This is a genomic window from Lachnoanaerobaculum sp. OBRC5-5, assembly GCF_000296385.1.
In the GTDB taxonomy this organism is placed as follows: Bacteria; Bacillota; Clostridia; order Lachnospirales; family Lachnospiraceae; genus Lachnoanaerobaculum.
The window spans coordinates 2,360,021-2,375,546 of sequence record NZ_JH815185.1 but is presented as its reverse complement, the minus strand read 5'-3'; the positions used below and the strand labels follow the sequence as shown (position 1 = coordinate 2,375,546).

The 15,526-nt window shown below is 37.0% G+C and carries 12 protein-coding genes and 1 tRNA gene; 7 read left to right on the top strand and 6 right to left on the bottom strand.

Annotated elements, in window-relative coordinates:
- Positions 1 to 185 precede the first annotated feature (185 nt).
- The 5 genes from secA (at position 186) to HMPREF1135_RS10930 (ending at position 8,451) form a co-directional block, all read left to right on the top strand.
- Complete coding sequence (gene secA / locus HMPREF1135_RS10950) at positions 186 to 2,759, top strand: preprotein translocase subunit SecA (protein WP_007595150.1); 2,574 nt, start codon at positions 186 to 188, stop codon at positions 2,757 to 2,759.
- A gap of 18 nt (positions 2,760 to 2,777) precedes the next feature.
- Entirely contained in the window at positions 2,778 to 3,824 is a 1,047-nt protein-coding gene (locus tag HMPREF1135_RS10945) for a hypothetical protein (protein WP_007595148.1), read from the top strand.
- 150 nt (positions 3,825 to 3,974) lie between these two features.
- Complete coding sequence (locus tag HMPREF1135_RS10940) at positions 3,975 to 6,332, top strand: endonuclease MutS2 (protein ID WP_007595146.1); 2,358 nt, start codon at positions 3,975 to 3,977, stop codon at positions 6,330 to 6,332.
- 14 nt (positions 6,333 to 6,346) lie between these two features.
- Positions 6,347 to 7,054, top strand: coding sequence for a response regulator transcription factor (locus HMPREF1135_RS10935; RefSeq protein WP_007595143.1), 708 nt, complete (start codon positions 6,347 to 6,349; stop codon positions 7,052 to 7,054).
- On the top strand, positions 7,051 to 8,451 hold the full coding sequence (locus HMPREF1135_RS10930) for a sensor histidine kinase (RefSeq protein ID WP_007595141.1): 1,401 nt from the start codon (positions 7,051 to 7,053) through the stop codon (positions 8,449 to 8,451). The genes HMPREF1135_RS10935 and HMPREF1135_RS10930 overlap by 4 nt, the downstream gene beginning before the upstream one ends.
- A gap of 53 nt (positions 8,452 to 8,504) precedes the next feature.
- Here HMPREF1135_RS10930 and HMPREF1135_RS10925 read toward each other — a convergent pair whose 3' ends face one another.
- From HMPREF1135_RS10925 to HMPREF1135_RS10905, 5 genes are all read right to left on the bottom strand, one after another.
- Positions 8,505 to 9,416, bottom strand: coding sequence for an SPFH domain-containing protein (locus tag HMPREF1135_RS10925; RefSeq protein WP_007595139.1), 912 nt, complete (start codon positions 9,414 to 9,416; stop codon positions 8,505 to 8,507).
- 23 nt (positions 9,417 to 9,439) lie between these two features.
- Positions 9,440 to 9,841 carry an NfeD family protein gene (locus tag HMPREF1135_RS10920; RefSeq protein ID WP_007595136.1) on the bottom strand — a complete coding sequence of 134 codons (402 nt, stop codon included), beginning with the start codon at positions 9,839 to 9,841 and terminating at the stop codon, positions 9,440 to 9,442.
- A 147-nt stretch (positions 9,842 to 9,988) separates the two neighbouring features.
- Positions 9,989 to 10,363, bottom strand: coding sequence for a choline-binding protein A (locus tag HMPREF1135_RS14270; protein WP_007595134.1), 375 nt, complete (start codon positions 10,361 to 10,363; stop codon positions 9,989 to 9,991).
- Positions 10,364 to 10,501: 138 nt separating this feature from the next.
- Positions 10,502 to 12,898: a clostripain-related cysteine peptidase gene (locus HMPREF1135_RS10910; RefSeq protein ID WP_007595132.1), complete on the bottom strand. Its 2,397-nt coding sequence runs from the start codon at positions 12,896 to 12,898 to the stop codon at positions 10,502 to 10,504.
- A gap of 100 nt (positions 12,899 to 12,998) precedes the next feature.
- Entirely contained in the window at positions 12,999 to 13,796 is a 798-nt protein-coding gene (locus tag HMPREF1135_RS10905) for a class I SAM-dependent methyltransferase (RefSeq protein ID WP_007595130.1), read from the bottom strand.
- Positions 13,797 to 14,205: 409 nt separating this feature from the next.
- Here HMPREF1135_RS10905 and HMPREF1135_RS10900 point away from each other — a divergent pair, with 409 nt between their 5' ends.
- Together HMPREF1135_RS10900 and HMPREF1135_RS10895 are read left to right on the top strand one after the other, a co-directional pair.
- Complete coding sequence (locus HMPREF1135_RS10900; protein ID WP_007595128.1) at positions 14,206 to 14,454, top strand: hypothetical protein; 249 nt, start codon at positions 14,206 to 14,208, stop codon at positions 14,452 to 14,454.
- Entirely contained in the window at positions 14,426 to 15,049 is a 624-nt protein-coding gene (locus HMPREF1135_RS10895) for a hypothetical protein (RefSeq protein WP_007595127.1), read from the top strand. The genes HMPREF1135_RS10900 and HMPREF1135_RS10895 overlap by 29 nt, the downstream gene beginning before the upstream one ends.
- A gap of 217 nt (positions 15,050 to 15,266) precedes the next feature.
- Here HMPREF1135_RS10895 and HMPREF1135_RS10890 read toward each other — a convergent pair.
- Positions 15,267 to 15,339 (bottom strand) — tRNA-Gly (locus tag HMPREF1135_RS10890).
- Positions 15,340 to 15,526: the final 187 nt, after the last annotated feature.

Genomic DNA, 15,526 nt, shown 5'->3' with positions numbered 1-15,526 from the left:
TATTTTACATTACACCCTCTATATGTGAACATAATATGAATATTTCACCTAAAAGTTGCTAAAGTATTCGCTAAGTGCTAAAATAACTTGATTGATAGGCGCTTTTACAATAATCTCTATTTGATGTATCTTCTTATATGATGTATTATTGTAGTGTAGTCTAATTTATTTTTGGAGAAACCATAATGAATTTTATAGAAAAGATATTTGGTACACATAGTGAAAGAGAACTTAAGATAATTGATCCTATTATTGATAAGATAGAAAGCTTACGCCCCACTATGCAGGCCATGAGTGATGAGGAATTAAAAGAACTTACACCAAAGTTCAAACAAAGACTGGCAGACGGAGAAACACTTGATGATATCTTACCTGAAGCATTTGCAGCTGTAAGAGAGGCTTCAGTAAGAGTTACAGGTATGGAGCACTTTAGAGTACAGCTTATAGGTGGTATGGTACTTCACCAGGGTCGTATTGCCGAGATGAGAACCGGTGAGGGTAAAACTCTTGTTTCTACCTGTCCGGCTTATTTGAATGCCCTTGCAGGTAACGGTGTACTTATAGTAACAGTTAACGACTATCTTGCACAGCGTGATGCCGATGAGATGGGACAGATTCACAGATTCTTGGGACTTAGCGTAGGCTGTGTCTTAAACTCTATGAATTCAGAGCAAAGACAGGAACAGTATGCCTGTGATATCACATATGTAACCAACAATGAGCTTGGTTTTGACTATCTTCGTGATAACATGGCTATATATAAGAAGGATCAGGTTTTGCGTTCACTTGATTACGCCATCATCGATGAGGTTGACTCAATCCTTATAGATGAAGCCAGAACACCTCTTATTATTTCAGGTCAGTCAGGCAAATCCACAAAGCTGTATGAGATTTGTGATATGCTTGCAAAGCAACTTGAAAGAGGTGAGGCAAGTGCCGAGTTTACAAAGATGGGTGCTCTTATGGGCGATGAAATCGAAGAGACCGGTGATTTTATCGTAAATGAGAAAGATAAAGTAGTAAACCTTACAGAGGAAGGTATCAAAAAGGTCGAAAAATACTTCAATATAGAAAACCTTGCAGATCCTGAAAACCTTGAAATACAGCATTGTATTATCCTTGCGCTCAGAGCCAACAATCTTATGTTCAGAGATAAGGATTATGTTGTAAAAGAGGACGAAGTTCTTATCGTAGATGAGTTCACAGGTCGTATAATGCCGGGTAGAAGATATTCAGACGGTTTACACCAGGCTATCGAGGCTAAGGAGCATGTAAATGTTCAAAGAGAGTCAAGAACTTTGGCTACTATAACATTCCAGAACTTCTTCAACAAGTTCAAAAAGAAAGCAGGTATGACCGGTACCGCTCTTACTGAGGAGAAGGAGTTTAGAAATACTTACGGTATGGATGTTATCGCTATACCTACCAATAAGCCTATAGCAAGAATTGACCACGAGGATGCGGTTTATAAATCTAAAAAAGAGAAGTTCAATGCTGTTGTTGAAGATATCAAAGAAACTCATGCTAAGGGACAGCCTATACTTGTAGGTACCATTACAATTGAGACTTCCGAGATGCTCTCAAAGATGCTTAAAAAAGAGGGAATACATCATGAAGTACTTAATGCTAAATTCCATGAAAAAGAGGCTGAGATTGTAGCAAAGGCAGGTTTGCATGGTGCCGTTACCATAGCCACAAACATGGCAGGTCGTGGTACCGATATCAAACTTGATCCTGAATCTGTTAAAGCAGGCGGTCTTAAGATTATAGGTACTGAAAGACATGAAAGTAGACGTATCGACAACCAGCTTAGAGGTCGTTCAGGTCGTCAGGGTGACCCGGGTGAATCAAAGTTTTATATTTCACTTGAAGATGACCTTATGAGACTCTTCGCTTCAGAAAGACTTATAAAGATTTTTAATGCCATAGGTGTTCCTGAAAATGAAGAAATTCAGCACAGTATGCTTACAAGAGCTATTGAGAAAGCTCAGATGAAGATCGAGAGCAACAACTACGGTATAAGAGAAAACCTCTTAAAGTATGATGAAGTAAATAACGAACAAAGAGAAGTTATCTATGAAGAAAGAAACAAGGTACTTGAAGGCGACAATATGCGCGATACCATTCTTCGTATGATAAATGATGTAATAGAACGTTCTGTAAATATGGCTATATCAGATGAAGTACCTTCTTCTGAGTGGAATATTACAGAGTTACATGAAATTTTATTGCCAATCATTCCTCTGACTCCGGCTGACTACAGTACTGTAGACAATATGAAAAAGGATGAACTTATTCATAAGCTGAAAGAAGAGGCTGTTAAACTTTATGAAGCCAAGGAAGCTGAATTCCCTGATGCCGAAAAGATTCGTGAGCTTGAGCGTGTAGTTTTATTAAAGGCTATCGATAACAAGTGGATGAATCATATTGACGATATGGAACAACTTCGTCAAGGTATCGGATTGCAGGCACTTGGTCAAAGAGATCCTCTCGTAGAATACAAGATGGCCGCCTATGATATGTTTGATGAGATGACTGTCGGTATCGCTGAAGATACAGTGCGTATTCTCTACCATGTCAAGGTGGAGCAGAAGGTAGAGAGAGAATCTGTTGCTAAAGTAACCGGTACAAACAAAGATGACAGTACCGTAAAGAAGCCTATTCGTATCGAAGCAAAGGTTTATCCTAACGACCCATGTCCATGTGGAAGCGGAAAGAAGTATAAACAATGCCATGGTAGAAAAGGAATGACATTATAAAATTTTTTGGGAGTTATTATGAATTTTAAAAGCAAATCAACATTTATAGCCAATATCTTTATAGGTATTGCGCTGATACTTGGCGGTATTTTCTATGCCATGTACAACAAAGAGGTTTTACTGACCTTTAACTCGGCTGAAAAGATGTACAATGACGGTTACTACTTTACTTCTGCAGCCTCTAACGACACGGAAAGTATCTATTCACTGGCCATATACGATATGCTTGATACAGGATATGGAACTGATGACGGTAAGTCGGAAGTCTACACCGTATTTGGAGATGACGGATTGTATTTTTTGGAGGCAAATCCAAACAATGCAAAGATAAAATCAATGGTGGAATTCTTTGACAAATATGCAAGCGAAGAACATCCTGATGATGAACCGCTTCCTGTAAGATATTTGATGGTGGAGCCTCACACTGACAGCACCTCTATCCTCTCCACTATAGCGGATAAAGTAGATCCTGATTCCACTTTCAGAAATAGAGAAGAGGGAAAACTCTATGACGACTTCTATATTTCACAGACCTCTCTTACAAAGAATATAGCTTTCCATTTGGCTGTAACTTTGGTTTTAATGGCTGTCGGTGTCGGAATGATAATAGTTGCTTTCACAAGAAAGTCTAAAAATGCCGATACATATGAGAAACTTTGTGAACTTGATGAAAGACTTAGAGATAATATAAATGAACTTGACAATATCGCAGACTATGTGGATAAATCTCTTGGAGCTTATGTATATAAGAACCATTTGATACTTAATACAAAGTTCGGATTTGATATGTTCAATTTAAATAATCTCGTTTGGTTATATCACAATATAACAAGACATAAGATGTATGCCGTTATAACTGTAGGTATCGACTATGCACTTCAGATAAATATGTTTGAAGACGGAAGATGCCGTGAACAAAGAGTTATGTTGACAAATAATAAAAAAGCTGAGGATGCGGTTGTATCTCTTATAACCTATATAGGTATGAATTATCCGAATGCACTTATCGGATTCACACCGGAAACACAGCAGGCTTATAGAGAGTTTAAACAATCACACAGATAATTTAACCGGTCTTAAAATCATAAGTAAATCTTATGATTTTAAGGCTGTTTTTTTGTCATAAATAATATTTTTTGATATAATGTTTCTGAGATTATAAAAGATATTTAAAGCTGTTATCTCTCACTTACAGTGAAAATTTAAGGATATATTATGAATAAAAAAACTTTAAAAATACTTGAATATGAAAAAATAATAAATATGCTTGTAGATATGGCAAGCAGTGAGCCTGCAAAAAAGCTTTGTAATAAATTACAGCCGTCTACAGATATATCGGAAATACAAAAAAATCAGGCTTATACCACTGCTGCCGTGGACAGAATAAGACTTAAAGGAAATCTTGCTTTATCGGAAGTAAAGGATATATCGGACTCTTTAAAAAGACTTGAGATAGGATCATCACTATCTCAACCTGAGCTTATGAAAGTTCTTTCCATCCTCAATGCGGCTTCAAAAGCTATTACTTATGGTCTCCATTCGGAGGCGGATGACTATGATGTACTCGAAGAGTATTTCAGATCACTTGATGAAATTAAAGATCTTAAAAAGGAACTTTCAAGATGTATAATTTCGGAAGAAATAATGGCAGACAATGCCTCACCCGAACTTAGTCATATCAGAAGAAAAATAAAGCAGATAAACTCAAAAATGCATACGGAACTCAACAATATTCTTAATGCGCACAGAGAATATCTTATGGATGCCGTAATTACTCAAAGAGACGGTGCTTACTGTCTTCCTATAAAAAGTGAGTATAAAAACAAGGTTTCAGGTGTTGTACATGACCAGTCATCTACCGGTTCCACCGTGTTTATTGAGCCGATAGCTGTAATCCGAATGAACAATGAGCTGAAGTCTTTAGCCATGGACGAGAAGAAAGAGATAGAAAAAATACTTGAAAACTTGAGTCTGTTGGCTGCACAATATATTGAAGAGCTCAGAGAAAATGCAAAGACTCTTATCTTCCTTGACTTTGTATATGCCAAGGCAAATCTCTCAAAGAAGATGAATGCAAGTGAGCCTAAGTTTAACTCAAAGCATTATATAAATATAAAAGAAGGCAGACATCCTTTACTTGATGCAAAGAAGGTAGTACCTATCAATATATCATTAGGTGATACTTATGATTTACTGATTATCACCGGACCTAATACCGGCGGTAAAACGGTATCCCTAAAAACAGTGGGACTGTTCACACTTATGGGACAGTCGGGACTTCATATACCTGCCTTTGAAGGAAGCGAACTTTCAGTATTTACGGATGTATTTGCTGATATAGGTGATGAGCAAAGTATAGAACAATCCCTCTCCACCTTCTCAGGCCATATGAAAAATATTGTATATATTTTAAATCATGCGGATGCCAATTCACTCTGTCTTTTTGATGAGCTTTGTGCAGGTACCGATCCGACAGAGGGTGCGGCACTTGCCATATCAATACTCTCATTCCTTCACAGAATGCAAAGCAGATGTATTGCCACTACTCACTACAGTGAGCTGAAAGTGTTTGCACTGAATGAACCCGGTGTTGAAAATGCCTCATGTGAATTTGATGTGGCCACACTCTCTCCTACTTACAGAATACTTATAGGAGTACCGGGTAAATCAAATGCCTTTGCCATAGCCGGAAAGCTTGGACTCCCTGATTATATAATTTCAGAGGCGGATACACATCTTGAAAAGGATGCAAAGGACTTTGAGGATTTGCTTACAAGACTTGAAAATGACAGACAGATAATAGAGAAGGATAAATTATCCATTCAAAAATATAAAAGAGAAATTGAAAGCCTGAAGAGGCATTATGATAAGCAGGAAGAAAACCTTGCCGCAAGAAAAGAAAAGATTTTGGAAGAAGCCAAAGAAGCGGCCAGAAAAATCTTGGAGGAAGCAAAGGAAACCGCTGACGACACTATTAAAAATATCAACAAAATAGCATCGGGCGCAGGTCTGGGCTCGGCTCTTGAAGAGCAAAGAACAAGGCTTCGAGAATCAATAAATAAAAATACAAAGACTGCCGGAATAAAGCAAAATACTGTAAAGGCCAAAAAGCCTAAAGAGCTTAAGCTTGGTGACAGTGTACATGTTATAAGTCTTAATCTTGACGGTATAGTATCTTCTCTGCCAAATCAAAGCGGTAATTTCTTTGTGCAGATGGGTATACTCAGATCTCAGGTAAATATATCCGATGTGGCTTTGGTTGAAGAGCCGGGCAATAAACCTGAGAATAAGACAAGAACAAGAAGTTCTTCAATGGTAAAATCCGCTACAATATCCACAGAAATAAATGTTATCGGTAAAAATGTGGATGAGGCATGTTCAGAACTCGATAAATATCTGGATGATGCTCTGCTTGCTCATCTTCCGGGCGTAAGAATTATTCACGGAAGGGGTACAGGTGCATTGCAAAAGGGTATACATGCCTATCTGAAAAGGCAGACCTTTATCAAGAGCTACTCTCTTGCAGATTTTAATGAAGGCGGTAATGCTGTAACTATCGTGCGTTTTAAATAATATATAGGTGAAAAATGGCAGAAAAACAAAGAATTTTAATTGTAGATGATGATGAGAATATAGCGGAACTTATTTCATTATATTTGATGAAGGAGTGTTACGAAACAAAAATAGTGGGTGACGGCGAATCGGCCCTTTCGGATTTTGATGAGTTCAAACCACATTTGGTTCTTCTTGACCTTATGCTGCCGGGTATTGACGGCTATCAGGTTTGCAGGGAGATAAGAGCAAAGTCGGGTACCCCTATAATAATGCTCTCAGCCAAAGGTGAAGTGTTTGATAAAGTTCTCGGTCTGGAGCTTGGTGCCGACGACTATATGATCAAACCTTTTGACTCAAAAGAACTTATCGCCAGAGTAAAGGCTGTAATAAGGCGATACAACAACAGTACAATCTCATTGCCTGAGGTACATACAGGTGGAGAATATGTGGAATATCCCGACTTAAACGTGAATATGACAAACTATGCGGTAACATACCTTGGAAAGAATGTTGAAATGCCGCCAAAGGAGCTGGAACTTTTATACTTCCTCTCCTCTCATCCCAATCAGGTATTTACAAGAGAACAGTTGCTTGATAATATCTGGGGATATGAGTATATCGGTGATACCAGAACCGTAGATGTGCATATCAAGAGATTGCGTGAGAAAATACATGACAATAAGTTCTGGTCAATATCCACCGTATGGGGTATCGGATATAAATTTGAGGTTAAAAAATGAAACTCTCTCTATATCTGAAATTTATTTTAGCTTATATAGTTTTCGGTATAGCGGGCTTTGTGGCAATAGCAACTATTTCCAGCCATTTGACCTATTCATATCTGGTCGATTCCAGAAGTCAGACGCTTTATGATGAGGCTAATCTTATCGCCTCCACCTACTCTACCGTATATGAGGGGCAAAATATCTCGCTGGCGGAAAGCTATCCTCAGCTGAAAGCCGTAGCGACTTTCCTGAATGCAAAGATATGGGTAATGGACAGAAACGGAAAGATAATAGTGGATGCCGAAAATAAAAGAGTGTCGGATATTATCTCGGATTTTGACCCTACCGCTACCGGTAATAAGTCCTATATGGTCGGAAATTACTTTAACTCATTTGATGAGGATTATCTTAGTGTTTCCGCACCTATTACAGGTAATTTTCGTACCTACGGCTATGTGGTCATCCACCTCCCTATGGTAAATGTTACAAAGAGCCAGTACCATATCTTGAATATAGTATATATGACCTCTCTGATAGTATTTTTACTTTCACTGATTATTTTAATAGTATTTCAGCGTATTGTTTACTCTCCGCTTAGGAAAATAACAAATGGAGCCAAAGCCTATGCCGAAGGGGATTTAAAGTATGAAATAAAAGTACATTCAAATGACGAAATGGGTTATCTGGCGGCGACATTAAACTATATGTCCGATAAACTTGATGATACCGAAAATTATCAAAAAAAGTTTATTTCAAATGTATCTCATGATTTTCGCTCACCTTTAACATCTATAAAGGGCTATCTTGAGGCTATTTTGGACGGTACTATTCCTCCCGAGATGCAGGAAAAATACCTTACAAGAGTTATTGATGAGACAAACAGACTTACAAAGCTTACGGAAAACATTCTTTCACTGGATTCGATTGAAAGTGTAAAACTGAATAAAACAAGCTTTGATATAAACAAGATGATCAGAGATACCGCAGGCAGCTTTGAAGTACAGTGTAACAGTAAGAATATTACCATTGAGCTGATATTTTCCAATGTCTCCCAATATGTTATAGGTGACTATACAAAGATACAGCAGGTACTTTATAATCTTATTGATAATGCCATAAAATTTTCCTCTCAAAACTCTTCCATCATTGTACAGACCAGTTTAAAAAAGGAGAAAATTTTTATTTCAGTTAAGGACACGGGAATAGGTATTGCTAAGAATGAGCAGTCCAAGGTATTTGACAGATTCTATAAATCAGATCTCTCCAGAGGTAAGGATAAGAAGGGTACAGGTCTTGGACTTGCAATAGTAAAAGAAATATTACAGACTCATGGCGAGAATATAGATGTTATAAGTACCGTAGGTGTAGGTACCGAGTTTATCTTCTCTTTACCTGCCGGCAAAGAAAATTAATATGTTTAAAAAAGGGACTTTTGTACATAAACAAAAGCCCCTTTTATTATATATTACTGTTCTTTTTTCAATTCTACTTTTTGATTTAACTCTGCAAAACTTGTAGCTAATGATGCAAGTCCGCTAAGCTCTGTAGGAATGATAATCTTTGTTGATTTTCCGTCAGCTACCTTCTGGAATGCCTCAAGTCCCTTAAGTGTAAGTACCTTCTGGCTTGGATCCGCCTCTGAAAGCACTCTTAAAGACTCTGCCTGAGCTTTCTGAATTTCAAGTATAGCCTGTGCCTGTCCTTCCGCTCTCTTTATAGCTGTTTCCTTTTCAGCCTCCGCATTAAGTATTGCAGCCTGCTTATTACCCTCTGCTACAAGAATCGCACTTTCCTTCTTAGCCTGAGCCTCAAGAATATTTGCTCTCTTCTCACGCTCGGCCTTCATCTCCTTCTCCATTGCAACTCTGATATCTTCAGGTGGCAAAATACTCTTTAACTCCACACGATTTACCTTGATACCCCATGGATCTGTAGCCTCATCAAGTTCGGATCTCATAGCTGTATTTATAGTATCTCTTGATGTAAGAGTCTGGTCTACAGTCATATCACCTATGATATTTCTAAGAGTAGTTGCTGTAAGATTCTCTATAGCTGATATAGGTCTCTCAACACCGTAAGTATAAAGCTTAGGGTCGGTTATCTGGAAATATACTATCGTATCTATCTGCATAGTAGCATTATCCTTTGTAATAACCGGCTGTGGCGGGAAATCAACCACCTGCTCTTTTAATGAAATAATCTTTGATATTTTATCAAAGAAAGGGTTGACAAAATGTAATCCTGAACGAAGTCCTTGTGAATACTTTCCAAGTCTCTCAACTACATATACTTTTGACTCAGGTACTATCTTTATTGCCTTTACCGTAATCACGAATATAATAGCCAATAAAACAACAATAATTCCATAGCCTATCATTTGTTATGTCTCCTTTACATAAATTAATTTCTGCCGATAATTATCTTATTGCCTTCAAATTTATCAATGTTGGCAATATCTCCGGGCTTCAACTCCAAATTTGCAATTGCTGTCCATATGCCACCTTTAAATCTTACATCATAAATATAATTATTATCTTCAACAGATGTAAGCTTCACTATCTTTACCTTCTCAGTATCCATACTCTCCTTACCCTTCATAAAGGATTTGAAAATACTTCTAAAGAACACAATAAAAATCAGTGACAGTACACAGAATATGATAACCTGTATCTCAAGTGGTTTAACCAACAAAGATATCGGCATCATAATGAGTGCTGCAAGAGCCAGCCACACTGAAACCAGTCCGGGAATTATAATTTCTCCAATGGCAAATATAGCAAATAAAACTCCCCAATAAAACATATTTCCTCCTTCCGCTTATAAGTAGTTCTACCAAAGCATATTAGAAATATAACACTATATTATCACCTTCATTATAGCACAAATTATACTTATATGCTAATAAAAACCTCAAGGATATCCTTGAGGCTCTTATTTTTATAATATAGATTATCTAACCCACTTGCCGTTGCTGTCTACCCAGTATCCGTCAGGAGTTCTGGCATTATACCACATTGCTCCGTCAGCACCTACATAGTAAGAACTTCCCTGGTAGTTGATCCAAGCGTTTCTGTACATATAGCCCCAGTGATCAAAGTAATACCACTTACCGTTGTCCTTGATCCAGCTGTCTGCTACATATGAAGTACCTGCATTAACGTTCAACATATAGTACCAGCCATGCTCGTCTCTACGCCACTCACCTCTGTCTGCCGGCATACGCTCTAAAACTGCTGCCTGCGCTGTCACCGGGGGAACTACCGCACCGCCAAGACTGAATGCTGCAAATAAAATTGCTGCTGATTTGATTAAACCTTTTTTCATCATTCCTCCTTCTCTCCTATACCATCGTTAATCTGACAGATTAACTGTCTTTATATAGTATAAACCAATTTTGTATTTTATATCTTACATTGTGTTTACAAAATATTTGCTAATTACATACATTATGTATAAGAATATCTATTTACTCTTTAAAGCCGGAGTCCAATAGCTGTTATTGTATATATCTGTGAATTTATAAGTGATTTGATTGTCATCCTTCACAAGAACATATGATACCTTCGGAGCAGTCTTTCCAACCACATACTCATCATCCAGTTTATAATCATCAAGATATGTACCGTCATATCCGTAATAAGCATATATAAACTGTATTCTGTCTCCCTCAACTATATCCGTTATATTCTTTGCGATGGTTTCTGTTTGTGTATCTTTATAATCTGTATTTGCTCCTGCCAGATATCCGTTAGGATGCTCGCCGTCAAATATAATTATCAGATTGGCTCTCTCACCGTTTAAAATAACAGGTACACGTCCTATAGTAACCGTCTCATCTCCGTTTTGTGTAGTTGAAAGATGATAGTATGCAACAGGTTGCTGATCTATAGCAATCCACGCTCTTTGAGTATCTGCAAGCATATCTCCGTTTTCATCAAACTCAAAGAAATTGTCAAGTCCCATATCTATATATCCGCTTCCCTGGTCCAAAAGCATATTCTCTTCTATACTTGATACCATATTCCACTCATCCTCGGATAAATGAATCTTAGGTGTGGAATACTGATCTGTCCATTGAAGCTTTGAAGCGTCAAGTCTGTTTGATAAAACATAGTTTCTTATTGTTTCATCAGGCATATTTCTGTTTTGCAAAAATCCTATACTTGAAGTATCAAGCCCTATATTTGCAAGGCTCTCTGATGATAAGCTTCCTGATATAAGACTTGCTATCAAACTGTCAATATCTGCAGCTGAAAATGAACCTGAACTGTTTCCTTGATAGTTTCCTGTTACTGTATTTGCAGGGGTTGTTTCTCCTCCACCTGCAATCTGTCCACTCGCCTGTAATGTGGCAAACTGTTGTATCATCTTGGTGTACTCACTGTCCATACCGATGTCACCGTAAGTCTGAACCATTCTGTCAACCTTTGACAATTTCTTGTATGGGAAATAGATTGAAAGCCCATATGAGTTTGACATATTTGAAGATGTCCTGTTGTATTTTACCGCACCGAGTATTGACCTGATTGTAGGATCGTTTTCATTCTGCTCAAGATTATACACAAGATTTACCAAATCCACCTGATCTATATTTGAAGATTTTGCAAACTCTCTGCTTGCCGTTCTCGCGTAAGACACCTTGCTGTACTCATTATTCTCTATATATGAAGCGGTATCCCTTGCAAAGCTTGAAAGGCTGCTTGGAACTGTAGCCTTAAGCTCGGCCAAATCCACCAAAGAAAGAGTTGTAGACTGCCCTCTTGCACTTCTGTTACTCTCATCTATAAAATCATCCACTATCTTCTTTCCAAGATCAAGAGTGGAAATTGCAGTATTACTGCTAAGATTGCTCAGCCAATTGGTATAATACCATCCTGTTCCCGGCTCCGTCTCCTCGGATGCAATCAAATAATCCGCATAATCTGAAAGAGCAAGTGCCGTCTCTGTAGTAGCCATCAGACAGGCATCAAATCCTATAAAGTCATACTTTATACCGGTTTGCGCAATAGCAGCTTTTATTTTTGCAAGATTCATTGATCCCGAGTTGGGATTTTTTTCATCATATCCATAACCTGTTACAGAACCGCCGCCATGATCCCAGAGAATAAGCTGATATCTGTTAGCCGGAAAATTACTCTTACAATAGTCAATAAATCTAACCAATGTATTGGGATCTGTCATTGAAGGATTTGAATTGTCATCTGCAAGCTTATTCATTTTTCCGTCCGCTATCTGATAGATTTCATTGTTTGATGATGATACTACCGAGTTTTGCCAGGTATTTGTTCCTCCCGTATATACAAGCAGATTAACATTACTTGAAATATTGGCCTTTGTCATCTCAATAAGATCTTTCGTAGCCATTCCGTGCTTAGTCTCCAGGTCGGTACCGCACATATATACCATCACGGTTACACTGTCACCGCCTGTGGGCCTGTAAAACTTCTCTCTGGCACTTTCATGCACTGAGGTATCCAGTTGTCCTCTGTTATCGGTAACTCCGCTCCATGCACTTCCTACACCGCTTATACTTGATGCCGCTGTGCTTCCGATTGATGAAGGCAAAGTCGGGATACTGATCATCGGTGTTGTTCCTGTACTTGTACTATTTGTACTATTTGTACTACTGCTTAATCCTCCGAGTATTGAACTTAATATATTGCTTTTATTACCTGTGACAATACTTATTATTACAAAAACTACAACTATCAATAAGCTGAACGGCGAACGTCCTCCGCCTCCACCTCTTCCGGATGAATTCCTGTTTCCTCCACCGGAACCTCCCACAAACGATCCTCTACCCAAAATACTTCTACCTGTTCCGGTAACCTCTCTTCCATGTGATAACGGTCTACCCATCTACTCTCCTCCTGTTTGTTATTTATGCCGACAATACTTTAAGCATAGTTTATTCTAACAATAATCTCAGCATACCGCAATAAATCATTACAAACAGTTATTATTTTGCATCATATTTGCATATTACAAGCCTGTTATTCATAAGATATATGATTGGAAGAAAGATTTTACCATACCATTTCATCTGCTTTGCTATTTGTTTTGTAAAGTTTATAAATCCGATTTGCTTCAGTTTAGGATTAAGTTCTATAATCTCTTTGCCGTTCGTAACTCCAAAATGATACTCGGACTTGGTTCGTTTTACAGCCTTGTTCGTTTTTGCCTTATTCACAAGTCTTTTGGAAAGACAGTCCAGATGAAGTACAAAATGTTCAAAATTATCTGTAAGTATATTTAAAAACTCCTTCACCTGCTTAGGATAAAAATACATAATCATCCCCTCTGAAATAATCAAAAGCTTCTCTCCCTCTGTATCTATCTCCTTTGTCCATGACTTATCAAGGGCTGATTTTTCGATATTTTTTACTCTGTCATTTTCCTCAAAGAATTTTTTTCTTAAACTTATTATCTCCGGAAAATCTATATCATACCAATGTATTCTACCGTTATCTACACGGAAAAATCTTGTATCCAGCCCTGAACCAAGTGAAACTATATGACAATCAGGGTATTTGTCTATAAACTTTTTCACCTCATCATCCATAACCTTGGCTCTCGCAATAATACCTAAAAGATTCACCTTTTCATTACTGAAAGAGCCAAAATCATAGTCAATCATATCCACCATTTCAGCCGACTTTTTATCCTTTAATATAGATTTTTCAGATTTGTAATCTCTTGCCCTTGCATCCAAAGTTATAAGCATAGTCTCCATAACACCTTCAAGTTTTATCTTCATAAAAGCCTCCATTTACCGCTATATCTGCGGTATAAAAATATATATATTCTGATTATGTTAGTTCTTGCTAACTTAGGTTATATCATACTTCTGTTTTATAGAAAACTCAATAAATTTATCTTTTTAAGAATTGTAAAGAATTATATCTTTATAATTTGCCGATTCGCATTTTACTTTACATCTTTAAACCGTTAAATTTTTTGATTTTTTTTTATTATTTTCACACATACAAGAGATTATAAAAATTGTTTTTTTCTTAGTACATGAATATTATTTAATTAAATGAGCATGTTTTTATTTACATTTACCAATATTATATTTGGTAATTGACTTTTTCTTCTTGATGATAAGATGCTTTCAACAAATATATTTAGCACATAAAACTTTAACTGTTTAAGGAGAACTAAACATGAGTATCATGAAGAAATTAGTTGGTGGTCTATTATTAGCAGTTGCTATGTCAAACTTAACAATTCCGGTTTTTGCATATACTACTGCTCAACCAAAGCCCGGCTTTGTTATGGATTACAGTGTTTATAATGTTGCAACTTATGAAGGTAACAGTGGAACATCAGGAGTAAGTCTGTTTTCTGTATCAAGAGGAAAGAAGACGCGTAGAACCTTATCACATGGAAGAGAGGTTACAGGAGGTTGTTGATAATTATAAGACGGATAAGTATACAGAGGCAGAGCTTTCAAAAATAACAGGAAATGATTCCTTTATTAATAATCTACAAAGCTTTAATACAGAGCTGAATTCAACAAATACTATAGATTTTTATGATATGAAATATCAGACTGTAGATTTTATAGGTGAGTGGAATAGGCCTGAGGATTTAGCAAACGGATATGGTCACAAAGATTTAACGGATCAAGAAGTAACTATAAATGGAAAAAGTGAGTATCTAACTCCGGTAAACGCTTTGATTTTAAATCAAAAAACAATGCAAAAATTGGGACTGGATTATTTATCAGAGCAGGATTTTATATATAACGGTGAGTTCCCTATAGTACTTGGCTCGGGCTTTAAGAAATATTATAATATTGGCGATACAATTCCTATAGCATATCTAAGAGAAAACTTTAAAGGCAAAGTAGTAGGTTTTTATTATGAAGATTTAGTCTTTGACAAATGGTTTTATTGCAACAGCTATTCAACCATTATAGTTCCATATATGGATAATCTGGAAAGTAAAGATGATTATGAAGACAGAGAAACCTTTTTTATACATATAACTTATTCAAAAATTTAGGTTATGTTTATTTTCCAAACACTGTTGATTATAAAAAAATAAAGGTACTGTGGAAGAATTAGCTCAAAAATATAATCTGGATTATACGGTGCTTAGAGGTTATTAAAACAAAGATGTCGGCTTATAAAATAGGCCGACATCTTTTATTTTCAGGATTATAATATTTATTCATTCACTAAAAAAAGCCTTGTAAAAACAAGACCTTTAAAACAAAAAGAGCGCGAGACGGGACTCGAACCCGCGACCCCGACCTTGGCAAGGTCGTACTCCACCAACTGAGCCACTCGCGCATACATATATTCTATCACTAGAATTAAAAAATGTAAAGATGTACCTTCAAAACTGCCTACCAAATCCCGAGCTATTATAAATTTTTTCCTATCTTTTGGTTAAACCCTCGACCTATTAGTAACCATCAACTTAATACATTACTGTACTTACATCTTGGCCCTATCTACCTCGTAGTCTTCAAGGGGT

What these genes read in the sequence shown, in the direction of transcription:
- HMPREF1135_RS10935 (WP_007595143.1), top strand. Translation starts at nt 6,347, where the DNA reads ATGGCAGAAAAACAAAGAATTTTAATTGTAGATGATGATGAGAATATA.
- HMPREF1135_RS10925 (WP_007595139.1), bottom strand. Translation starts at nt 9,416, where the DNA reads ATGATAGGCTATGGAATTATTGTTGTTTTATTGGCTATTATATTCGTG.
- HMPREF1135_RS14270 (WP_007595134.1), bottom strand. Translation starts at nt 10,363, where the DNA reads ATGAAAAAAGGTTTAATCAAATCAGCAGCAATTTTATTTGCAGCATTC.
- HMPREF1135_RS10900 (WP_007595128.1), top strand. Translation starts at nt 14,206, where the DNA reads ATGAGTATCATGAAGAAATTAGTTGGTGGTCTATTATTAGCAGTTGCT.
- HMPREF1135_RS10910 (WP_007595132.1), bottom strand. Translation starts at nt 12,898, where the DNA reads ATGGGTAGACCGTTATCACATGGAAGAGAGGTTACCGGAACAGGTAGA.
- secA (WP_007595150.1), top strand. Translation starts at nt 186, where the DNA reads ATGAATTTTATAGAAAAGATATTTGGTACACATAGTGAAAGAGAACTT.
- HMPREF1135_RS10920 (WP_007595136.1), bottom strand. Translation starts at nt 9,841, where the DNA reads ATGTTTTATTGGGGAGTTTTATTTGCTATATTTGCCATTGGAGAAATT.
- HMPREF1135_RS10905 (WP_007595130.1), bottom strand. Translation starts at nt 13,796, where the DNA reads ATGAAGATAAAACTTGAAGGTGTTATGGAGACTATGCTTATAACTTTG.
- HMPREF1135_RS10945 (WP_007595148.1), top strand. Translation starts at nt 2,778, where the DNA reads ATGAATTTTAAAAGCAAATCAACATTTATAGCCAATATCTTTATAGGT.
- HMPREF1135_RS10930 (WP_007595141.1), top strand. Translation starts at nt 7,051, where the DNA reads ATGAAACTCTCTCTATATCTGAAATTTATTTTAGCTTATATAGTTTTC.
- HMPREF1135_RS10940 (WP_007595146.1), top strand. Translation starts at nt 3,975, where the DNA reads ATGAATAAAAAAACTTTAAAAATACTTGAATATGAAAAAATAATAAAT.
- HMPREF1135_RS10895 (WP_007595127.1), top strand. Translation starts at nt 14,426, where the DNA reads ATGGAAGAGAGGTTACAGGAGGTTGTTGATAATTATAAGACGGATAAG.